The organism is Nonomuraea coxensis DSM 45129 (genome assembly GCF_019397265.1).
GTDB lineage: Bacteria > Actinomycetota > Actinomycetes > Streptosporangiales > Streptosporangiaceae > Nonomuraea > Nonomuraea coxensis.
This window is the reverse complement of record NZ_CP068985.1, coordinates 5,896,097-5,914,220: the sequence shown is the minus strand read 5'-3', so window position 1 is coordinate 5,914,220 and position 18,124 is coordinate 5,896,097. Positions and strand designations below refer to the sequence as shown.

Below are 18,124 nucleotides of genomic sequence, written 5' to 3'. Positions count from 1 at the left end.
CGGACCGCGATGCTCAAACTCCTGCGCCCGGCCATGACCCGGATACTCACCCCGCTGGGCAGGGCCCTCGTGAGCCGCGGGATCGGCCCGGACGCCGTCACGGCGATCGGCACCCTCGGCACCGTCGTGGCCGCCCTGACCTTCTTCCCCATGGGCCAGCTGACCTGGGGCGCTCTCGTGATCACGGTTTTCGTGCTGTTCGACCTGCTCGACGGCGTGGTCGCCCGGCTCGGCGGCAAGGGGGGCAGCACCTGGGGCGCGTTCCTCGACTCGACGCTCGACCGGGTCGCCGACGCCGCCATCTTCGCCGGCCTGATCTTGTATTTCGTCTCCCGGGGAGACACGCTGATGGCGGCGGTCACGCTGGCGTGCCTCGTCGCGGGCGCCCTGGTCTCCTACGCCAAGGCCAGGGCCGAAGGGCTCGGGCTCACGGCCGACGTCGGGCTGGCCGAGCGTCCAGAGCGGCTGGTCGTGGCGCTGGTCGCGGCCTTCTTCTCGGGGCTCGGGGTGCCGTACGTGCTGGCGGCCGGCATGTGGCTGCTGGCCGCGGCGAGCGTGATCACGGTGGGTCAGCGGGTGTGGCACGTCCACGAGCAGGCGAGGGAGAGATGAGCGGGGACACGTCGTTCGGCGACCGGGTCGTCGCCGCGGGTTTCGCGGCCGGCTGGAAACTCGTCCCGCTGCTGCCCGAGCGGCCCACGGCGGCGGTCTTCCGCCTGCTGGCCGACCGGGTGTGGGCCAGGCACGGCAAGTCGGTGGCCCGGCTGGAGTCCAACCTGGCCAGGGTGACCGGGCTGGAGCCGGGCAGCCCCGAGCTGCGCGAGCTGACCAGGGCGGGCATGCGCTCGTACTTCCGCTACTTCCACGAGATCTTCCGGCTGCCGCGGATGAGCGGCGAGGAGATCGTGCGCCGCACGCGCGTCGTCGGGGCCGAGCACATCCACGACACCGTGGCGGCCGGCCGGGGCGTGGTGCTGGCGCTGCCCCACATGGGCAACTGGGACCAGGCCGGCGCGTGGCTGGTCAACGTGGGCCACCCGTTCACGACCGTGGCGGAACGCCTCAAGCCCGAGTCGCTGTTCCGCCGCTACGTCGCCTTCCGCGAGGGCCTCGGCATGGAGGTGCTGCCGCTGACCGGCGGCGACGGCCACAACTTCGCCACCCTGGCCCTGCGGCTGCGCAGGGGCGGCGTGGTCTGCCTGCCGGCCGAGCGCGACCTGACGAAGACCGGCGTGGAGGTGCGCTTCTTCGGCGCGGCCACCAAGATGCCGGCCGGGCCGCCGCTGCTGGCCGTGCAGACCGGGGCCGCGCTGCTGCCCGCGATCGTCCACTTCGACGGCGACGACTGGGGCATCCACATCCAGGAGGAGCTCCCGGTGCCGGCGGAGGGCACCCGGCAGGAGAAGGTGGCGGCGCTCGCCCAGGGGCTCGCCGACGCCTTCGAGAAGGGCATCGCCGAGCACCCGGAGGACTGGCACATGCTGCAGCGGCTCTGGCTGGACGACCTGCCGGGCGGGGCCGGCCGATGAAGGTCGGCATCGTCTGCCCCTACTCGTGGGACATGCCTGGCGGCGTCAAGCAGCACATCGACGACCTGACCCAGGCGCTGGCGGCGCAGGGCCACGAGGTGTCGGTGATCGCGCCGGCGGCCGACGACGACGAGCTGCCTCCTTACGTCACCGGAGCGGGCCGGGCGGTGCCGGTGCCCTACAACGGGTCGGTGGCCCGGATGTCGTTCGGGTTCCTGTCGGCGGCGCGGGTGCGGCGGTGGGTGCGCACCGGCGAGTTCGACGTGCTGCACATCCATGAGCCGCTGATCCCGAGCCTCGGCGTGCTGGCCTGCTGGGCGGCCAAGGGGCCGATCGTGGCGACCTTCCACGCCTCGTTCTCGCGCTCGCGGGCGATCGCGGTGGCCGAGCCGCTGCTGCGCAGCGCGCTGGAGAAGCTGACCGGCCGCATCGCGGTCTCCGACGCGGCCCGCAAGAGCCTGGTCGAGCAGTTCGGCGGCGACGCGGTGCTCATCCCCAACGGGGTGACGGTCGCCCGCTACGCTCGGGCCGAGCCGCTGGAGGGCTGGGGTCCCGACGGCCGGACGATCGGCTTCCTCGGCCGCATGGACGAGGAGCGCAAGGGCCTGCCGATCCTGCTGGAGGCGTTCGCGGCGCTGGCGGACGAGCGGCCCGAGGTGCGGCTGCTCGTCGCCGGCCCCGGCGACGAGAAGGACGTCTACGAGCGGGTCCCCGGGCGCTTCCACGACCGGGTGACGGTGCTGGGCATGGTGAGCGAGGCGGACAAGATCCGCGCCTACCATTCGGTGGACGTGTTCTGCGCCCCCAACACCCGCGGCGAGAGCTTCGGCATCGTGCTCGCCGAGGCCATGGCGTCCGGGGCGACGGTGCTGGCCAGCGACATCCCGGCCTTCCGCAAGGTGCTCGGCGACGGCCAGGCGGGCGCGCTGTTCGCCAACGGCGACCCGGCCTCGCTGGCGCGCGAGGCGGGGGCGCTGCTCGACGCGCCGGAGCGCCGGGCCGCGCTGGCCGAGGAGGCGCTGCGGGCGGTCAGGAAGTACGACTGGTCCACGGTGGCCCGCGACGTCGTGCGCGTCTACGAGACGGTCACCGCGTCGGGCGCCGGGCGGGTGGAGGAGGACCTGTGACGTCGACCATGGCCGTGCTGGTCGCGGGCCTTGTCGTGGTGCTGCTCGCGGTCTACGTCTCCTGGCGCGCGGGCCGGCTCGACCGCCTGCACATCCGCCTGGAGCTGGCCCGCGAGTCGATGGAGGCGGCGCTGACCCGCCGCCGGGCCGTGGTGCTGGAGCTGGCCGGCTCACGCCTGCTCGACCCGGCGACGTCGCTGGTGCTGGCCGCGGCGGCGCACGAGGCCAGGATCGCCGGGCCCGAGGAGCGCGAGCACGCCGAGAGCGACCTGTCGCGGGCGCTGCGGGCGGCGGTGGACCAGGAGCGCTTCAGGGAGAAGCTGGGGGAGTCGCCCGGCGGCGCCGACTTGCTGGAGGAGCTGGACGCGGCGGTGGCCAAGGTGGTCTACGCGCGCCGCTTCTACAACAACGCGGTGGCCGTCACGCGGACGGCGCAGCGCCGCTGGCTGGCGCGGACGCTGCGGCTGGCGGGCCACACGGACTTCCCCGGTTTCTTCGAGATCGATGACAATCCGCCGGCGACCATGGCAACTGAATGACCAGATTTGTGAGGAAGCAGTAAGCTCATGCCGGTTTCGCCAGGCATGCAGCGAGGAGTGTTCAACGTGCGGCTACCCCGGATGATCTCGGTCACGCTGGCCGGAGCGGCCGTGCTGCTGCCCATGGCGGCCTGCTCCAGCGAGGAGCCCGCCCCCGGCAAGGCGCCCGAGGCCGCCACCGCCGCCCCCAGCGCCGAGCCCGAGGAGTCGGCGCCGGCGCATCCGTTCACCGGCAAGCCGTACGACACGCTGAAGCCGGTGCTCGCCGTGAAGATCGAGAACACCGCGGCCGGCAAGCCGCAGCTCGGGCTGAAGAGCGCCGACATCGTCTACGTCGAGCAGGTCGAGGCCGGTCTCACCCGGCTCATGGCCATCTTCTCCTCCAAGCTGCCCGCCAAGGTGGGCCCGGTCCGCAGCGCGCGCGTCTCCGACCTGCACATCGCGCCCATGTTCGGCAAACCCGCCTTCTCCTACTCCGGCGCGCAGACCAAGATGCTCCCGCTCATCGCCGAGGCCTCCCTCTGGGACGTCGGCGACACCCGCAACCCCGGCGCCTACTACCGCGAGCCCGGCCGTTTCGCCCCCTACAACCTGTTCGCCACCACCAAGCAGCTCCTGGCCAAGGCGCCCAAGGCGAGCAAGGCCCACGACATCGGCTTCACCTTCGGCGAGGCGCCGGCCGAGGGCGGGGTGGAGCGCAAGTCGTACACGGTCCGCTGGCCCGCCGCGCGCTTCACCTTCGCCTGGAACGAGCAGCGCAAGCTGTGGATGATCTGGCAGGACGGCAAGAAGGACATGGCCGCCGAGGGCGGGCAGCTCGGCGCGCCGACGATCGTCGTCCAGTACACCAAGACCGAGCGCTCGCAGTTCCACGACAAGAACCAGAGCTACACGCCCCTCGTGCACACCACCGGCAAGGGCTCGGCGATCGTGCTGCGCGACGGCAAAGCTTTCAAGGCGCGCTGGGAACGGGAATCCGAGGACAGTGGCACGACGTTCACCACGGTGAGCGGCGAGCCGATGAACTTCGCGCCCGGCCAGGTCTGGGTGGCGCTCGCCAGCCGCAAGCCCGTGATCCCTTAGCCGCCTGCATGTACAACAACAGCCCTGAATCCTGACATCTTGGCATGTCGGGTGAGGGGTCCCGCAGGACCTACGATGGGCTTGACAAACGAACCGATCCGCCGTGAGAGCCCGTGAGGATGACCGTGTCCAGCAGCACGCCAGAAAGCACCCCCGTCACCGGAACCGCCCGCGTCAAGCGCGGCATGGCCGAGATGCTCAAGGGCGGCGTCATCATGGACGTCGTCACGCCCGAGCAGGCCAAGATCGCTGAGGACGCCGGAGCGGTCGCCGTCATGGCCCTTGAGCGCGTGCCTGCCGACATCCGCGCCCAGGGCGGGGTGTCCAGGATGAGCGACCCCGACATGATCGACGGCATCATCGAGGCCGTGTCCATCCCCGTCATGGCCAAGGCCCGCATCGGCCACTTCGTCGAGGCCCGGGTGCTGCAGTCGCTCGGCGTCGACTACATCGACGAGTCCGAGGTGCTGACCCCCGCCGACTACGCCAACCACATCGACAAGTGGCAGTTCACCGTGCCGTTCGTGTGCGGCGCCACCAACCTGGGCGAGGCCCTGCGCCGCATCACCGAGGGCGCGGCCATGATCCGCTCCAAGGGCGAGGCGGGCACCGGCGACGTCTCCAACGCCGTCACCCACATGCGCACCATCCGCGCCGAGCTCAAGCGGCTCTCCTCCCTGCCCGAGGACGAGCTCTACGTCGCGGCCAAGGAGCTGCAGGCCCCCTACGAGCTGGTCGCCGAGGTCGCGAGGAGCGGCAAGCTGCCGGTCGTGCTGTTCACCGCGGGCGGCATCGCCACCCCGGCCGACGCCGCGATGATGATGCAGCTCGGCGCCGAGGGCGTGTTCGTGGGCTCGGGCATCTTCAAGTCGGGCGACCCGGCCAAGCGCGCGGCGGCCATCGTCAAGGCCACCACGTTCCACGACGACCCCGACGTCGTCGCCAAGGTCTCGCGCGGCCTCGGCGAGGCGATGGTCGGCATCAACGTCGACGAGATCCCGCAGCCGCACCGCCTGGCCGAGCGCGGCTGGTAGCCCCCGGGCGCTGACGGAAATCTTCGAGTGAGGCGGCATCCGCGAAGGATGTCGCCTCCTTCGTGTCGCGTGGCGTTCACCACCCGGCCATGATCCTCGGTCAGGCTACGGGCGTTCCCCCCTCCGCGATCCAGGAGCGCCCATGTCCTTCCCCAACCGCAGGCACTTCCTCGTCACCGGGCTGGCGGCGGGCGCCGCCGCGGCCCTGCCCGCCACGCTCGCCCCGGGAGCGGCCTTCGCCGACGACCCCGCCGCCGATCCCACCGCCGAAGCCGCCTCGCGGGGGCTGCGCGGCGACCCGTTCACTGTCGGCGTGGCCTCCGGCGACCCCGACCACGAGGGTTTCGTGCTGTGGACCCGCCTCGCCCAGCAGCCGCTCGCCGAGGACGGGCTCGGCGGCATGCCGCAGCGGCCGTTCCCCGTCCAGTGGCAGGTCTACGCCGACGAGCGGCTGCGCCGCGTGGTGCGCGCCGGCGTGGCGACGGCCGCGCCCGAATGGGGGCACAGCGTCCACGTCGAGGTGGACGGCCTGGCCGCCGACCGGGAGTACTGGTACCGCTTCCGCGTCGGCCCGTACGTCTCCCCGGCCGGCCGCACCCGCACCGCCCCGCACCCGGCGTCGTACGGCGGCGCGCTCGCCATGGCGTTCGTCTCCTGCGCCCAGTACGAGCACGGCTACTTCACCTCGTACCGCAGGCTGGCCGAGGACCACCCGGACCTGGTCCTGCACCTCGGCGACTACCAGTACGAGTACACCAGGGACACCTACACCATCCCCGGCGGCAACATCCGCGACCACGAGGGCCCCGAGACCGAGACCCTGGCCGGCTACCGCCAGCGCCACGCCCAGTACAAGACCGACCCCGACCTCCAGGCCGCCCACGCCGCCGCGCCCTGGCTGGTCGTCTGGGACGACCACGAGCTGGACAACAACTGGGCCGACAAGGTGCCGGAGAAGCCCGAGATCCCGCAGCCGGGCTTCCTGGCCCGCCGCGAGGCCGCCTTCCGCGCCTACTACGAGAACATGCCGCTGCGCCGCACCTCGATCCCGCGCGGCGTCGACATGCAGCTCTACCGGCGGGTCCGCTGGGGCCGCACGGCCACCTTCCACATGCTCGACACCCGGCAGTACCGCGACGACCAGGGCTGCGGCGACGGCTACAAGAACTGCCCGGCCGCCGTGGACCCGGCCCGCTCGATCACCGGCGCCGAGCAGGAGGCGTGGCTGCTCGACGGCTTCCGCCGGTCGCGGGCGCAGTGGGACATCCTCGGCCAGCAGGTCTTCTTCGCCCAGCGCGACAACAACGCCGGCCCCGCCAAGATCACCAGCATGGACGCCTGGGACGGCTACGTGGCCTCCCGCCGGCGCATCACCCAGGGCTGGGTGGACGCCGGGGTGCGCAACGCCGTCGTGCTGACCGGCGACGTGCACGCCCACTGGGCCAGCGACCTGAAGCTCGACTACGACGACCCGACCGGGCCCTCGGTGGGCGCCGAGCTGGTCGCCACCTCGATCTCCACCACCGGCGACGGCGCCGACTCCGACCCGGCGGCGCACCCGTTCCTCGCGATCAACCCGCACCTGAAGTTCTACAACAACCAGCGCGGCTACGTGCTCACCAGGATCGAGCGCGACCAGATCACCGCCGACTTCAAGGTGGTGCCCCAGGTCACCGTGCCGGGAGCGGAGGCGTACACGCGGGCCACCTTCGTGATCGAGGACCGGGTGCCGGGGGTGCAGCAGACGTACCTGCGGCCGCTCGACCCGGGCCTGCGCGCCGCGCCGGTCACGGTCGAGGACACCGTCAGGCAGGAGACCGAGCGCCCCTGACGCTCCCCGGGGAATATTAGCCAGGCTAAGTGAGTTGGGCCAGGCATGAGGGACGACCCCGCCGGCCTGGCAGAGCAGGTCTCATCGGTGCTGCGCCACCTGGTGCTCCTCCTCCGGCGCACGGTCGCCGGGCAGCCGCTCACCAGCCAGCAGTACGGCGTCCTCGGCTCGCTCGAACCCGGCCCGCGCCGGATGACCGAGCTGGCCGAGGAGCACGCCGTGCAGCTGCCCACCATGACCGTCCAGATCAACCGGCTGGAGGACGCCGGGCTGGTGACGCGCGGCGGCGACCCCGCCGACGCCCGCGTCCGCACGGCCGGGCTCACCGCCGAGGGACGCGAGCGGCTGCGCGCCGTACGCGCGGCCAGGATCGCCCACCTCACCGAGGAGCTGGCGGCGCTCACCGAGGACGAGCGCGCCACGCTCGCGGCGGCGCTGCCCGTCCTGGCCAAGCTCGGCCGCCGCTAGACGCACCCCACACAGAAGGAGCACCATGCAGACCGGCGGAGGGATCCTGCGTCAGCCGATGTCCGTCTGGGCCACCGCGTTCGCCGCGGTCGTGGCCTTCATGGGCATCGGCCTCGTCGACCCCATCCTCCCCAGCATCGCGCAGGGACTGAAGGCCACGCCCAGCCAGGTGTCGCTGCTGTTCACCAGCTACTTCCTGGTGACGGCCGTGGCCATGCTGATCACCGGCTGGGTCTCCAGCCGCATCGGCGGCAAGCGCACCCTGCTGGCCGGTCTCGCGCTGGTGATCGTGTTCGCCGCGCTCGCCGGCACCTCCACCAGCGTCGCCGAACTGGTCGGCTTCCGCGCCGGCTGGGGCCTCGGCAACGCCCTGTTCGTCGCCACCGCCCTCGCCGTCATCGTCGGCGCCGCGAGCGGCGGCGCAGAATCGGCCATCATCCTGTACGAGGCCGCACTCGGCCTCGGCATCTCCGCCGGACCCCTGGTGGGCGCGCTGCTCGGCGACTGGAACTGGCGGGCCCCGTTCTTCGGCACCGCCACCCTCATGGCCGTCGGCTTCGTCCTCATCCTGACGCTGCTCAAGGCCGCACCCGGGCCGTCCGCCAGGACCGCGCTCAGCGCCCCCATCCGCGCCCTCGCGCACGGCGGACTGTCCACCACCGCGTTCACCGCGCTGTTCTACAACTTCGCCTTCTTCACCATCCTCGCCTTCACCCCGTTCATCCTCGGCATGAGCCCGTACGGGATCGGCGCGGTCTTCTTCGGCTGGGGCGTCTGCGTCGCCCTGGCGTCGGTGTCCGGTGCGCCGCCGCTGCAGCGCCGCGTCGGGTCTGTCAGCGTGCTGCACCTGGCGCTGGCGCTGCTCGCCGTCCTGCAGGCCGGCATCGCCGTGTTCGCCGTCGCCGGCATGAACGCCGGGGTCGTCGTGTGCGTCGTCCTGTCCGGCGTCCCCATCGGACTGAACAACACCGTCTTCACCGAGTCGGCCATGGAGGTCTCCGACGCGCCCAGGCCCGTCGCCTCCGCCGGGTACAACTTCGTGCGCTGGACGGGCGGCGCGCTGGCCCCGTTCGTCGCCACCAAGCTGGGCGAGGAGATCGGGGTGGCGGTGCCGTACGTGCTGGGCGCCGTGTGCTGCTTCGTCGGCATGATGATCCTCTACCTGCGCCGGCACCACCTGCGGACGCTCGCCCGCGTCGACGCCGATCACGCCCGGCACGACGCCGCGGCCGCCCCCGCCCGCTGAGTTCTCCGCCGGCGAACCGGGCGGCCGGCAGGAAGATGCGGGGCCGCGCTGGTGTTGAATAGCTGAATCCGCACCCGGACGGAAGGATCGACTGTGCCCACGATCGGTGTACTCGCTCTCCAGGGAGACGTGCGCGAGCACCAGCGCATGCTTCAGGAGGCAGGCGCCACGGCCGTCGCCGTGCGCAGGCCCGCCGAGCTGGACGCGGTCGACGCCCTCGTCATCCCCGGCGGGGAGTCCACCACCATGTGGAAGCTCGCCGACATCTTCGACCTGCTCGAACCGCTGCGCCTGCGCATCAAGGAAGGCATGCCCGCCTACGGCTCCTGCGCCGGCATGATCATGCTGGCCGACCGGATCGAGGACGGCATCGCCGGGCAGCAGACGATCGGCGGCATCGACATGGTGGTCAGGCGCAACGCGTTCGGCCGCCAGGTGGACTCGTTCGAGTCGGACCTGGACTTCGCGGGCGAGCGCGTGCACGCCGTCTTCATCCGTGCGCCGTGGGTCGAATCCCTCGGCGGCGACGTCGAGGTGCTGGCCATGTGCGAGCCTGGGGATAGGATCGTCGCGGTCCGTCAAGGTCCGTTGCTCGCGACGTCGTTCCACCCTGAGCTCACCGGGGACACGCGCGTGCACCGTTACTTCGTAGACATGGTTAGGGAGCTCTAAGTAATGTCCGGCCACTCCAAATGGGCGACGACGAAGCACAAGAAGGCCGCGCTCGACGCCAAGCGCGGCAAGCTGTTCGCCAAGCTCATCAAGAACATCGAAGTGGCGGCCCGCACCGGTGGCCCTGACCCCGACGCCAACCCCACGCTCTTCGACGCCATCTTCAAGGCCAAGAAGAACTCGGTGCCCAACGACAACATCGAGCGGGCCCGCAAGCGCGGCGGCGGTCTGGAGGCCGGCGGGGCCGACTGGCAGACCATCATGTACGAGGGCTACGCGCCCGGCGGCGTCGCGGTCCTCATCGAGTGCCTCACCGACAACCGCAACCGCGCGGCCTCCGAGGTGCGCGTCGCGCTGACCCGCAACGGCGGCTCCCTCGCCGACCCGGGGTCGGTCTCGTACATGTTCAACCGCAAGGGCGTCGTGATCGTCCCCAAGCAGGACGGGCTCGACGAGGACACCGTCCTCATGGCCGTCCTGGAGGCGGGCGCCGAGGAGGTCAACGACCTCGGCGACTCCTTCGAGGTCGTCTCCGAGGCCGGCGACCTGGTCCCGGTGCGCAAGGCGCTGCAGGACGCGGGCATCGACTACGACTCCGCCGAGTCGAGCTGGCTGCCCTCGATGAGCGTGCCGCTCGACGAGGAGGGCGCCAAGAAGGTGTTCCGGCTCGTGGAGGCGCTGGAGGACAGCGACGACGTCCAGAACGTCTACGCCAACTTCGACGTGAGCGACGCGGTGCTGGAGCGCCTGGGCGCCGAGTGACGCCCACCCGCTGAAGCCGGCCGGCCGGCCGTCCGCCGCCGGCCGGCGGCGGGGAGCCAGGGGCGTCGAAGGTGCGCGGGCTGTGGCGAGGCGGCGCAGATGGCGGCGTGGCCTCCTCCGGCCCGCCACAGCGCTCCTACCGCCCGGCGGGCCGCCTCCTCGCCCTGCCCCGTCCTCCCGGCGGCCCTGTGATCATCCTGGCGCGTCCTCATCGTGACGAACGGCACGTCCGTCCGGACGGGAAATGGCTCGCGCCGAAGGGACGCCGCTGCATAGGTTGAGCGGTTGTGGAACTTCGCGACGTGACCCCCGACGACCTCGACCAAGTCCTTGACCTCCGCAAGCGCGCCTTCGGCCCCATCGCCTCCGCCGACGTCGAGACCTGGCGGAACGCCGTCACGCCGGTGCTGGGCGAGGGACGCTACCTGGGCGTCTTCGACGGCTCCCGGCTGACCGCCGCCGCGCGGCTGCGCCAGTTCACGCAGTGGTGGCACGGCCGGCCCCAGCCCATGGCCGGCGTCGCGGGCGTCACGGTCAGCCCGGAGGACCGGGGCCGCGGCGTCGGCAGCCGGCTCATGCGCGCGGTCATCGAGCGGGGAGCCGAGCTCGGCGACGCGGTGTCCGCGCTCTACCCGGCCACCACGCCCATCTACCGCGCTCTCGGCTACGAGCACGCCGGCGGCTGGCGCAAGGTGACCCTGCCCGCCGAGGCCCTGCGCGGCCTGCGCCCGTCGGGCCAGGTCAAGCTGCGCAGGATGGGGCCGGCCGACGCGGCCGAACTGGTCGCCGTCCTGCACAAGGTGCACGGCGCCGCCCGTTCCAGCGGGCCCGTCTCCTACGACGAGCGCACCTGGAGCCTGTGGCTCGGCGGCGACGACGACTTCCGCTACATCGCCGACGACGGCTACGTCATCTACGGGTGGCACGGCCAGGACATCCAGATCGACAGCCTGGTCGCCGGGTCGCCGGAGACGGCCAGGGCGCTGTGGTCGATGGTGGGCACCTCCTCCTCCATCGCCAAGAACGTCATCGCCCCCCTCGCGCCCGACGACCCCGTGCTGTGGCTGCTGCCTGAACGCTCGCAGGATCACGTCACCGAGCAGCGGTGGATGTTCCGGGTGCTGAACGTCGCCGCCGCCGTCGAGCGCAGGGGCTATCCGGCCGCCGTGACGTGCGAGGCCGTGGTCACCGTCCAGGACCCGGTGCGCGGCGACGGCACCTGGCGGCTGGACATCTCGGGCGGTTCGGGCACGGCCACGCCGATGGCTGGAGCACCCGCTCCGGTGCTGTCGGCGAACGGACTGTCCGCGCTCTACAGCGGGGTGCCGACGAGCACACTGCGCGTCACGGGACTGATGTCCGGCGACGAGCGCTTCGACGAGGCCCTCGACGCCGCCTTCGCCGCCAAGGCGTACATGCTCGACTACTTCTGACGGGCTTCCCCGTACGGGCCCGGCGTCCCGGCCGGTGCCCCGGCGTGCGTCGCACGGTGCGCGGCCGGGCCTGGCGCGGTAAAGTCTCGTGCCGAACAGATGTTCGGCGTACGGGGAGGGCGATCGGGTGCGGGTGTTGGGCGTCGATCCGGGGCTGACCCGGTGCGGCCTGGGCGCCGTCGAAGGGCGGCCGGGCGCGCCGCTGACCATGGTGGCGGTCGGGGTGGTCCGCACAGGCTCGGACGAGGAGCTCGGCGCCCGGCTCGTCGGCATCGAGGCGGGCATCGAGCAGTGGCTCGACGACGTCCGGCCCGACGCGGTCGCGGTCGAGCGGGTCTTCAGCCAGCACAACGTACGCACGGTGATGGGCACCGCCCAGGCCGCCGGCATCGCCGTGCTGTGCGCCGCCCGGCGCGGGCTGCCCGTGGCGCTGCACACGCCCTCGGAGGTCAAGGCCGCCGTCACCGGCAGCGGCACCGCCGACAAGAAGCAGATCGGCGCCATGGTCACCCGGCTGTTGCGCCTGCCGGAGATGCCCAAGCCGGCCGACGCCGCCGACGCCCTGGCCCTCGCCATCTGCCACGTCTGGCGCGGCGGCGCGCAGAGCCGGCTGGCCGCCGCCCTGGCCCGCGCCACCCCGAAGGGCAGCCGGGCATGACGCCGGGTCCGGGGCCGATGGGTCTAGGGTCGGTGACCGTGAACGTTTCAGGAGCGGCGGAGGGCGGGCTGTGATCGCGTCGGTGGCGGGGAAGGTGACGGCGATCGCGCCCGACGCCGCCGTCATCGAGGTAGGCGGCGTCGGGATGCTCACGCACTGCACGCCGGGCACCCTCGCCCAGTTGCGCCTCGGCGAGGAGGCCAGGCTGGCCACGTCGCTGGTCGTACGCGAGGAGTCCCTGACCCTCTACGGCTTCGCCACCGACGACGAGCGCGCGGTGTTCGAGCTGCTGCAGACCGCCAGCGGCGTCGGCCCCAAGCTGGCCCTCGCCATGCTCGCCGTCCACACGCCCAACGCGCTGCGCGTCGCCGTGGCGAGCGCCGACCTCAAGGCGCTCACCCAGGTGCCGGGCATCGGCCAGAAGGGCGCCCAGCGCATCGTCCTGGAGCTGAAGGACCGCCTCGGCACGCCGGAGGAGACCGTCAACGCCGCGCTCAACGGCGACCGGCGGGTGGCCGTGTGGCGCGAGCAGGTCCACTCGGGGCTGGTGGGGCTCGGCTACTCCGGCAAGGACGCCGACGAGGCGGTCGCCGCCGTCGAGCCGATCGCCGACGCCGACCTCGCCGCCGGCCGCCGGCCCCAGGTCGCCGCCCTCCTCAAGGCCGCACTCCGATCCCTGAGCACCCGATGACCCCCCACACCCCCTGCCTGGTGGATGGCCGGCTCCAGCCGCTGGAAGCCTCCCACGCGAGCGACCACCACGTGCCACGCTCCCGCGCGAGCGGACTCCGTACGCGCGGGCAGCACTCGAAGGGCCGGCGGGTGGGCGCCCAGCCTTCCCGTGGCCGTTGCGCGGGTGGCCGGGCGTGGGCGGGGCGGGTGGCCGGGGGCGGGAGGGCTTCGGCGCGGTTGCGGTTGCGGGGGGATCGGGGGATGGCGGGGGTCAGGAAAGGGTGTGGTCGGGGTGGGTCTTGATCGGGAGCTGGTGTCGCCCGACGCCGCCGGCGACGAGGTGCAGATCGAGGCGGCCCTGCGCCCCAAGCGGCTCGACGAGTTCATCGGCCAGTCGCGGGTGCGCGAGCAGCTCTCCCTGGTGCTGGAGAGCGCCCTGCGCCGCCGTCGCCCGCCGGACCACGTGCTGATGAGCGGCTCCCCGGGCCTGGGCAAGACGACGCTGGCCATGATCATAGCGGCCGAGCTCAACGCGCCGCTCCGCATCACCTCGGGCCCCGCCCTGGAGCGGGCCGGCGACCTCGCCGCGATCCTGTCCACCCTGTCCGAGGGCGAGGTGCTGTTCATCGACGAGATCCACCGGATGGCCAGGCCCGCCGAGGAGATGCTCTACCTCGCGATGGAGGACTTCCGGGTCGACATCGTCGTCGGCAAGGGCCCGGGCGCGACGGCCATCCCGCTGGACATCGCGCCGTTCACGCTGGTCGGCGCCACCACCAGGGCCGGGCTGCTGCCCGCGCCGCTGCGCGATCGGTTCGGCTTCACCGCCCACATGGACTTCTACGAGCCCGCCGAGCTGGAGCAGGTGCTCCACCGCTCGTCCCGGCTGCTCGGCGTCGACTTGCCCGCCGACGGCGCGCACGAGATCGCCCGCCGCTCCCGGGGCACGCCCCGCATCGCCAACCGCCTGCTCCGGCGGGTGCGCGACTTCGCGGACGTCCGCGCGGACGGCGTCATCGACCGCGACGTCGCCGCCGCCGCGCTCAACCTGTACGAGGTCGACGCCGAAGGGCTGGACCGGCTCGACCGGGCGGTGCTGGGTGTGCTGCTGAAGAAGTTCGGCGGCGGCCCGGTCGGCCTGTCCACGCTGGCAGTCGCCGTGGGGGAGGAGCCGGAGACGGTCGAGGTGGTGGCCGAGCCGTTCCTCGTCCGCCAGGGGCTGCTGGCCAGGACGCCGCGCGGCCGGGTCGCGACGGCGGCCGCCTGGATCCACCTCGGGCTGACGCCGCCGCCGGACGCTTTCGGGGCGGCCGTCGTGGACTGATCACAGATCGGTTGCAACCATCTCAAATCGGGAACTTCCCCGCGCGCCGAAACGCTGCCTCGTTGCCGCGTTTCGCAACAAGCGCCTACACTCCGTGGCTTGGCTGGCTGTGTAGGCTGACGGGCTGAGCGGCGCGGCCCGACGCAGCGCGCGGAATTTCCGGCGCGAGGCCAGTGTCAACTCCTTGTACGACGATGGAAGGTCGCCCCTTATGGACATGGGACAACTCGGAAGCATCCTGCCGCTGATCCTTCTGGTGGTGGTGTTCTACTTCCTGCTGATCCGCCCCCAGCGCAAGCGCCAGCAAGAGGCGATCCAGATGCAGAACAGCCTGACGCCGGGCAGCCGCGTCATGACGACGACCGGGCTGTTCGCCACCGTCGTCGCCGTGGACAATGAGGATGTGATCCTCGAGGTCGCGCCGGGCGTGGAGACGCGCTGGATCAAGGCCGCCATCGGCCGTGTCGTCACCCCGGGTGACGCGCCGGCCGCTGACCCGGTGGTCGCCGACGAGGCCGTCGAGGAGAAGAACGAGTCCGAGATCGCCGCCGAGCGCGACGGCGAGCAGGACTCCAGCACCAAGCGGCGTGACTAAGCTTCTGCGACAATTCCTCTATCCGAAAGAACTGACGACCAGTGGCCCGACCGACCAGCCGCCACAGCCGACCGGGGCGAACGCTCCTGGTGCTGCTGGCGCTCATCCTCGCCATGGGCGCGACGATGCTCCTGCAGAAGGCGTTCACGCCGAAGCTGGGCCTCGATCTCGCCGGCGGAACGACGGTGACTCTGTCTCCGGTGACTCTCAACAACGCGAGTCCGCCGGAGGAGATCCTTGACCGTGCGGTCAACATCATCCGCGACCGGGTCAACGGCACCGGCATCTCCGACGCGGAGGTCGCCAAGTCCGGCGACAACATCATCATCTCCATCCCCGGCGTCGGGCAGAGCGAGGCCATCAAGCTGGTCGCCACCACCGCGGAGCTGCGTTTCCGTCAGGTGCTAGCGATGGAGGCCACGCAGATCCCGCAGGACCTCGCGACCAACGCCCCCTCGCCGAGCGCCGCGCCGTCGGCCACGGGAACGGGCACGCCGTCGGCACGGCAGTCGGCCCAGCCCAGCTCCTCCCGGTCGGCAGGCCCGGCGCCCAGCGCCTCGCCCACCGGCAAGGCCCTGTCGTCGGCGCTGACCGCGCCGACCCCGAGCGCCTCCGCGCCTGCCGACCCGTCGGCCACGCAGAGCTCCCAGGGCCAGAACGACCAGGGCGCCAAGCGGGGCCAGGGCAAGGCCACGCCGAGCGCGTCGCCGTCGCAGCAGGCGAGCACCCCGCCCGCCCAGGAGCAGAACCCCGGCGTCAACCCCGAGGGCATCGACCCGGCGGTGCTGGCCCAGTTCAACAAGCTCAACTGCGCCGACCCGGCCAACCGCGGCCAGGGCGTCCAGGACGACCCCAACAAGCAGTACGCCGGCTGCGAGGCCGACGGCAGCTACAAGTACGTCCTCGACGTCGCCAAGGTCGTCGGCACCGACATCGACACCGCCAGCGCCGGCATCCGCCAGGGCACCACCGAGTGGGTCGTCCAGCTCGACTTCAAGAGCAAGGGCGCGGGCGCCTGGGCCGACCTCACGCAGAAGGCGTACAACTCGCAGGAACCGCGCAACAAGGTCGCGGTCGTCCTCGACGGCGTCGTCATCACCGCGCCCAACATCATCAGCCCGATCCCCGGCGGCCGGGCCGAGATCACCGGCGGCTTCGACCAGCTGAGCGCCACCACCCTGGCCGACCAGCTCAAGTACGGCGCGCTGCCGCTGAAGTTCAACCGCAGCTCCATCGACACCGTCTCCTCGACGCTCGGCCAGGACCAGCTCAAAGGCGGTCTGATCGCCGGCCTCATCGGCCTGGTGCTCGTGGTGATCTACTCCCTGCTCTACTACCGGGGCCTCGGCATCGTGGCGGTGCTGAGCCTCGTGGTGGCGACGATCATCACGTACTGCTCGGTGGTCGTGCTCGGCCACAACGCCAACTTCCGGTTGTCGCTGCCGCACATCATCGGCCTGGTGGTCTCGATCGGCATCACCGCCGACTCCTTCATCGTCTACTTCGAACGCATACGTGACGAGATGAAGGAGGGCCACCGCACCCTGCGGGCGGCCGTCGAGGTGGCCTGGGTCCGCGCCCGGCGTACGATCCTCATCGCCGACGCCGTCATGTTCATCGCCGCGATCGTGCTGTACTTCCTGGCGGTGGGCGGTGTGGCCGGGTTCGCCTTCGCGATGGGCCTGACCACGCTCATCGACGTCGTGGTGGTGTTCCTGTTCACCAAGCCGTTCATCGCCCTGCTGGCGAGGCTGAAGTTCTTCGCCAAGGGGCATCCGCTGTCCGGGCTCGACGCCGAGCGCATGAGCGACGCCAGCGGCAGCGCCCGCCCGACCACTCCGCAGGAGGCCTGACATGGGACTCGCGCGTCGCCTCTACCGGGGCGAGATCGACGTCGACTTCGTCGGCAAGTGGAGGCTCTGGTACAGCCTGTCGGGCGCGCTGCTGCTCGTCTCGATCCTCGGGCTGCTGATCAACGGGCTCAACCTGGGCGTGGAGTTCAGGGGCGGCACGGTCTTCTCGTTCAAGACGTCCCAGAACCTCACGGTCGAGCAGATCCGTGAGGACATCAGGGAAGAGGGCGTGCACCAGGTGATCGTCCAGTCGGCCGGTGACGGCTGGCGGGTGACCACCGAGACCCTGGAGGAGGACTTCCGGGCCGAGGTGCAGTCGGCCATCGCCAAGGACTTCAACGTCCCGGTCGGCGACGTCAGCGTGCAGGCCATCGGCGCCACCTGGGGCGGCGAGGTGTCGCAGAAGGCCTGGATCGGCCTCGGCGTGTTCATGCTCGCGATCATCCTCTACCTGTCGATGGCGTTCGAGCCGAAGATGGCGCTGGGCGCCATCGTCGCGCTCTTCCACGACCTGGTCATCACGGCGGGCATCTACGCCTGGTCGGGCTTCGAGGTGACGCCGGCGACGCTGCTGGGCTTCCTGACCATCCTCGGTTACTCGCTCTACGACGCGGTCGTGGTGTTCGACATGATCAAGGAGGTCACCGCCAAGCTGGGGCACACGTCGAAGATGACGTACTCGATGGCGGCCAACAACGCGCTCAACCACACGCTGATCCGGTCGCTCAACACCTCGCTGGTCGCGATCCTGCCGGTGGCGGCGATCCTGTTCATCGGCACCACGCTGCTCGGCGCGGGCACGCTGAAGGACCTGTCGCTGGCGTTGTTCGTGGGCATGGTCGTCGGCACCTACTCCTCGCTGTGCGTGGCGACGCCGCTGCTGGTCACGCTGAAGGAGCGCGAGCCGAAGTACCAGGCCATCGCCAAGCGGCTGGCCTCCACGAAGGGCTCCGGCAAGGGGGCGAAGGGTGGTCCCAAAAGCGCCGCGGTAGCCAAGGGCTGACCCGCGCAGGCCCATGGCCCGCAGGCCACGCCTCCGCCGGGCCGGTTGTTCGGCCGACGACGCCCCCGCTCCATCCGAGGAGCGGGGGCGTCGTCGTGTCCCGGCGCCTCTCAGGACGCTCTGGGACGGCAGGGGACGGCGCGGGATGTTCCGGGCGACCCTGTAGTCCGGCAACGTCCCCGAGGACGTGAGGAAGGCGCTGAGCCCCGTCTGAGGGGTTCCTGGCGCGGCCGGGGAGCGGGCGGGCGGCGCGGTGGTCCGGGAGACGTCCGGGATGCACCATCATGGTGCCGGG

At 71.7% G+C, this 18,124-nt stretch carries 18 protein-coding genes; all 18 read left to right on the top strand.

Annotated elements, in window-relative coordinates:
• The first annotated feature begins 9 nt into the window (after positions 1-9).
• The 18 genes from pgsA (at position 10) to secF (ending at position 17,829) form a co-directional block, all read left to right on the top strand.
• Complete coding sequence (gene pgsA / locus Nocox_RS27645) at positions 10-612, top strand: phosphatidylinositol phosphate synthase (RefSeq protein ID WP_026215156.1); 603 nt, start codon at positions 10-12, stop codon at positions 610-612.
• Positions 609-1,529: a phosphatidylinositol mannoside acyltransferase gene (locus tag Nocox_RS27640; RefSeq protein WP_020547153.1), complete on the top strand. Its 921-nt coding sequence runs from the start codon at positions 609-611 to the stop codon at positions 1,527-1,529. The genes pgsA and Nocox_RS27640 overlap by 4 nt, the downstream gene beginning before the upstream one ends.
• Positions 1,526-2,656 carry a glycosyltransferase family 4 protein gene (locus Nocox_RS27635; RefSeq protein ID WP_020547152.1) on the top strand — a complete coding sequence of 377 codons (1,131 nt, stop codon included), beginning with the start codon at positions 1,526-1,528 and terminating at the stop codon, positions 2,654-2,656. The genes Nocox_RS27640 and Nocox_RS27635 overlap by 4 nt, the downstream gene beginning before the upstream one ends.
• Before the next feature lie 8 nt (positions 2,657-2,664).
• A complete protein-coding gene (locus tag Nocox_RS27630; protein ID WP_085996070.1) occupies positions 2,665-3,195 on the top strand; it encodes a hypothetical protein in 531 nt (176 codons plus the stop codon).
• A 66-nt stretch (positions 3,196-3,261) separates the two neighbouring features.
• Positions 3,262-4,278 carry a DUF3048 domain-containing protein gene (locus tag Nocox_RS27625; RefSeq protein ID WP_026215155.1) on the top strand — a complete coding sequence of 339 codons (1,017 nt, stop codon included), beginning with the start codon at positions 3,262-3,264 and terminating at the stop codon, positions 4,276-4,278.
• Between the two features lie 119 nt (positions 4,279-4,397).
• The gene (gene pdxS, locus Nocox_RS27620) at positions 4,398-5,312 is read left to right on the top strand and encodes a pyridoxal 5'-phosphate synthase lyase subunit PdxS (RefSeq protein ID WP_020547149.1); all 915 of its coding nucleotides are present in this window, start codon (positions 4,398-4,400) and stop codon (positions 5,310-5,312) included.
• Positions 5,313-5,454: 142 nt separating this feature from the next.
• On the top strand, positions 5,455-7,143 hold the full coding sequence (locus tag Nocox_RS27615) for an alkaline phosphatase D family protein (RefSeq protein ID WP_020547148.1): 1,689 nt from the start codon (positions 5,455-5,457) through the stop codon (positions 7,141-7,143).
• 45 nt (positions 7,144-7,188) lie between these two features.
• Positions 7,189-7,611: a MarR family winged helix-turn-helix transcriptional regulator gene (locus Nocox_RS27610; RefSeq protein WP_020547147.1), complete on the top strand. Its 423-nt coding sequence runs from the start codon at positions 7,189-7,191 to the stop codon at positions 7,609-7,611.
• Positions 7,612-7,636: 25 nt separating this feature from the next.
• On the top strand, positions 7,637-8,857 hold the full coding sequence (locus Nocox_RS27605) for an MFS transporter (RefSeq protein WP_020547146.1): 1,221 nt from the start codon (positions 7,637-7,639) through the stop codon (positions 8,855-8,857).
• 93 nt (positions 8,858-8,950) lie between these two features.
• Positions 8,951-9,529 carry a pyridoxal 5'-phosphate synthase glutaminase subunit PdxT gene (gene pdxT / locus Nocox_RS27600; RefSeq protein WP_020547145.1) on the top strand — a complete coding sequence of 193 codons (579 nt, stop codon included), beginning with the start codon at positions 8,951-8,953 and terminating at the stop codon, positions 9,527-9,529.
• A 3-nt stretch (positions 9,530-9,532) separates the two neighbouring features.
• Positions 9,533-10,291, top strand: a complete 759-nt coding sequence (locus tag Nocox_RS27595; RefSeq protein WP_020547144.1) for a YebC/PmpR family DNA-binding transcriptional regulator — start codon at positions 9,533-9,535, stop codon at positions 10,289-10,291.
• A 287-nt stretch (positions 10,292-10,578) separates the two neighbouring features.
• Entirely contained in the window at positions 10,579-11,724 is a 1,146-nt protein-coding gene (locus tag Nocox_RS27590) for a GNAT family N-acetyltransferase (RefSeq protein WP_157383457.1), read from the top strand.
• 127 nt (positions 11,725-11,851) lie between these two features.
• Entirely contained in the window at positions 11,852-12,382 is a 531-nt protein-coding gene (gene ruvC, locus Nocox_RS27585) for a crossover junction endodeoxyribonuclease RuvC (RefSeq protein ID WP_020547142.1), read from the top strand.
• Positions 12,383-12,452: 70 nt separating this feature from the next.
• Positions 12,453-13,073 (top strand): Holliday junction branch migration protein RuvA, encoded by a 621-nt coding sequence (gene ruvA / locus Nocox_RS27580; protein WP_020547141.1) that lies wholly within the window; start codon positions 12,453-12,455, stop codon positions 13,071-13,073.
• A gap of 273 nt (positions 13,074-13,346) precedes the next feature.
• On the top strand, positions 13,347-14,378 hold the full coding sequence (gene ruvB, locus Nocox_RS27575) for a Holliday junction branch migration DNA helicase RuvB (protein WP_033411288.1): 1,032 nt from the start codon (positions 13,347-13,349) through the stop codon (positions 14,376-14,378).
• Positions 14,379-14,562: 184 nt separating this feature from the next.
• The gene (gene yajC / locus Nocox_RS27570; RefSeq protein WP_246649566.1) at positions 14,563-14,973 is read left to right on the top strand and encodes a preprotein translocase subunit YajC; all 411 of its coding nucleotides are present in this window, start codon (positions 14,563-14,565) and stop codon (positions 14,971-14,973) included.
• Between the two features lie 41 nt (positions 14,974-15,014).
• Positions 15,015-16,826: a protein translocase subunit SecD gene (gene secD, locus Nocox_RS27565; protein WP_246649562.1), complete on the top strand. Its 1,812-nt coding sequence runs from the start codon at positions 15,015-15,017 to the stop codon at positions 16,824-16,826.
• A gap of 1 nt (position 16,827) precedes the next feature.
• Positions 16,828-17,829 carry a protein translocase subunit SecF gene (secF, locus tag Nocox_RS27560; RefSeq protein ID WP_020547137.1) on the top strand — a complete coding sequence of 334 codons (1,002 nt, stop codon included), beginning with the start codon at positions 16,828-16,830 and terminating at the stop codon, positions 17,827-17,829.
• The last annotated feature ends 295 nt before the right edge of the window (positions 17,830-18,124 follow it).

Bases quoted from the DNA above. Each gene is read 5' to 3' on its own strand.
- pdxS (WP_020547149.1), top strand. From the start codon at position 4,398: ATGACCGTGTCCAGCAGCACGCCAGAAAGCACCCCCGTCACCGGAACC.
- Nocox_RS27595 (WP_020547144.1), top strand. From the start codon at position 9,533: ATGTCCGGCCACTCCAAATGGGCGACGACGAAGCACAAGAAGGCCGCG.
- Nocox_RS27630 (WP_085996070.1), top strand. From the start codon at position 2,665: ATGGCCGTGCTGGTCGCGGGCCTTGTCGTGGTGCTGCTCGCGGTCTAC.
- pgsA (WP_026215156.1), top strand. From the start codon at position 10: ATGCTCAAACTCCTGCGCCCGGCCATGACCCGGATACTCACCCCGCTG.
- Nocox_RS27615 (WP_020547148.1), top strand. From the start codon at position 5,455: ATGTCCTTCCCCAACCGCAGGCACTTCCTCGTCACCGGGCTGGCGGCG.
- secF (WP_020547137.1), top strand. From the start codon at position 16,828: ATGGGACTCGCGCGTCGCCTCTACCGGGGCGAGATCGACGTCGACTTC.
- Nocox_RS27640 (WP_020547153.1), top strand. From the start codon at position 609: ATGAGCGGGGACACGTCGTTCGGCGACCGGGTCGTCGCCGCGGGTTTC.
- Nocox_RS27610 (WP_020547147.1), top strand. From the start codon at position 7,189: ATGAGGGACGACCCCGCCGGCCTGGCAGAGCAGGTCTCATCGGTGCTG.
- Nocox_RS27635 (WP_020547152.1), top strand. From the start codon at position 1,526: ATGAAGGTCGGCATCGTCTGCCCCTACTCGTGGGACATGCCTGGCGGC.
- Nocox_RS27605 (WP_020547146.1), top strand. From the start codon at position 7,637: ATGCAGACCGGCGGAGGGATCCTGCGTCAGCCGATGTCCGTCTGGGCC.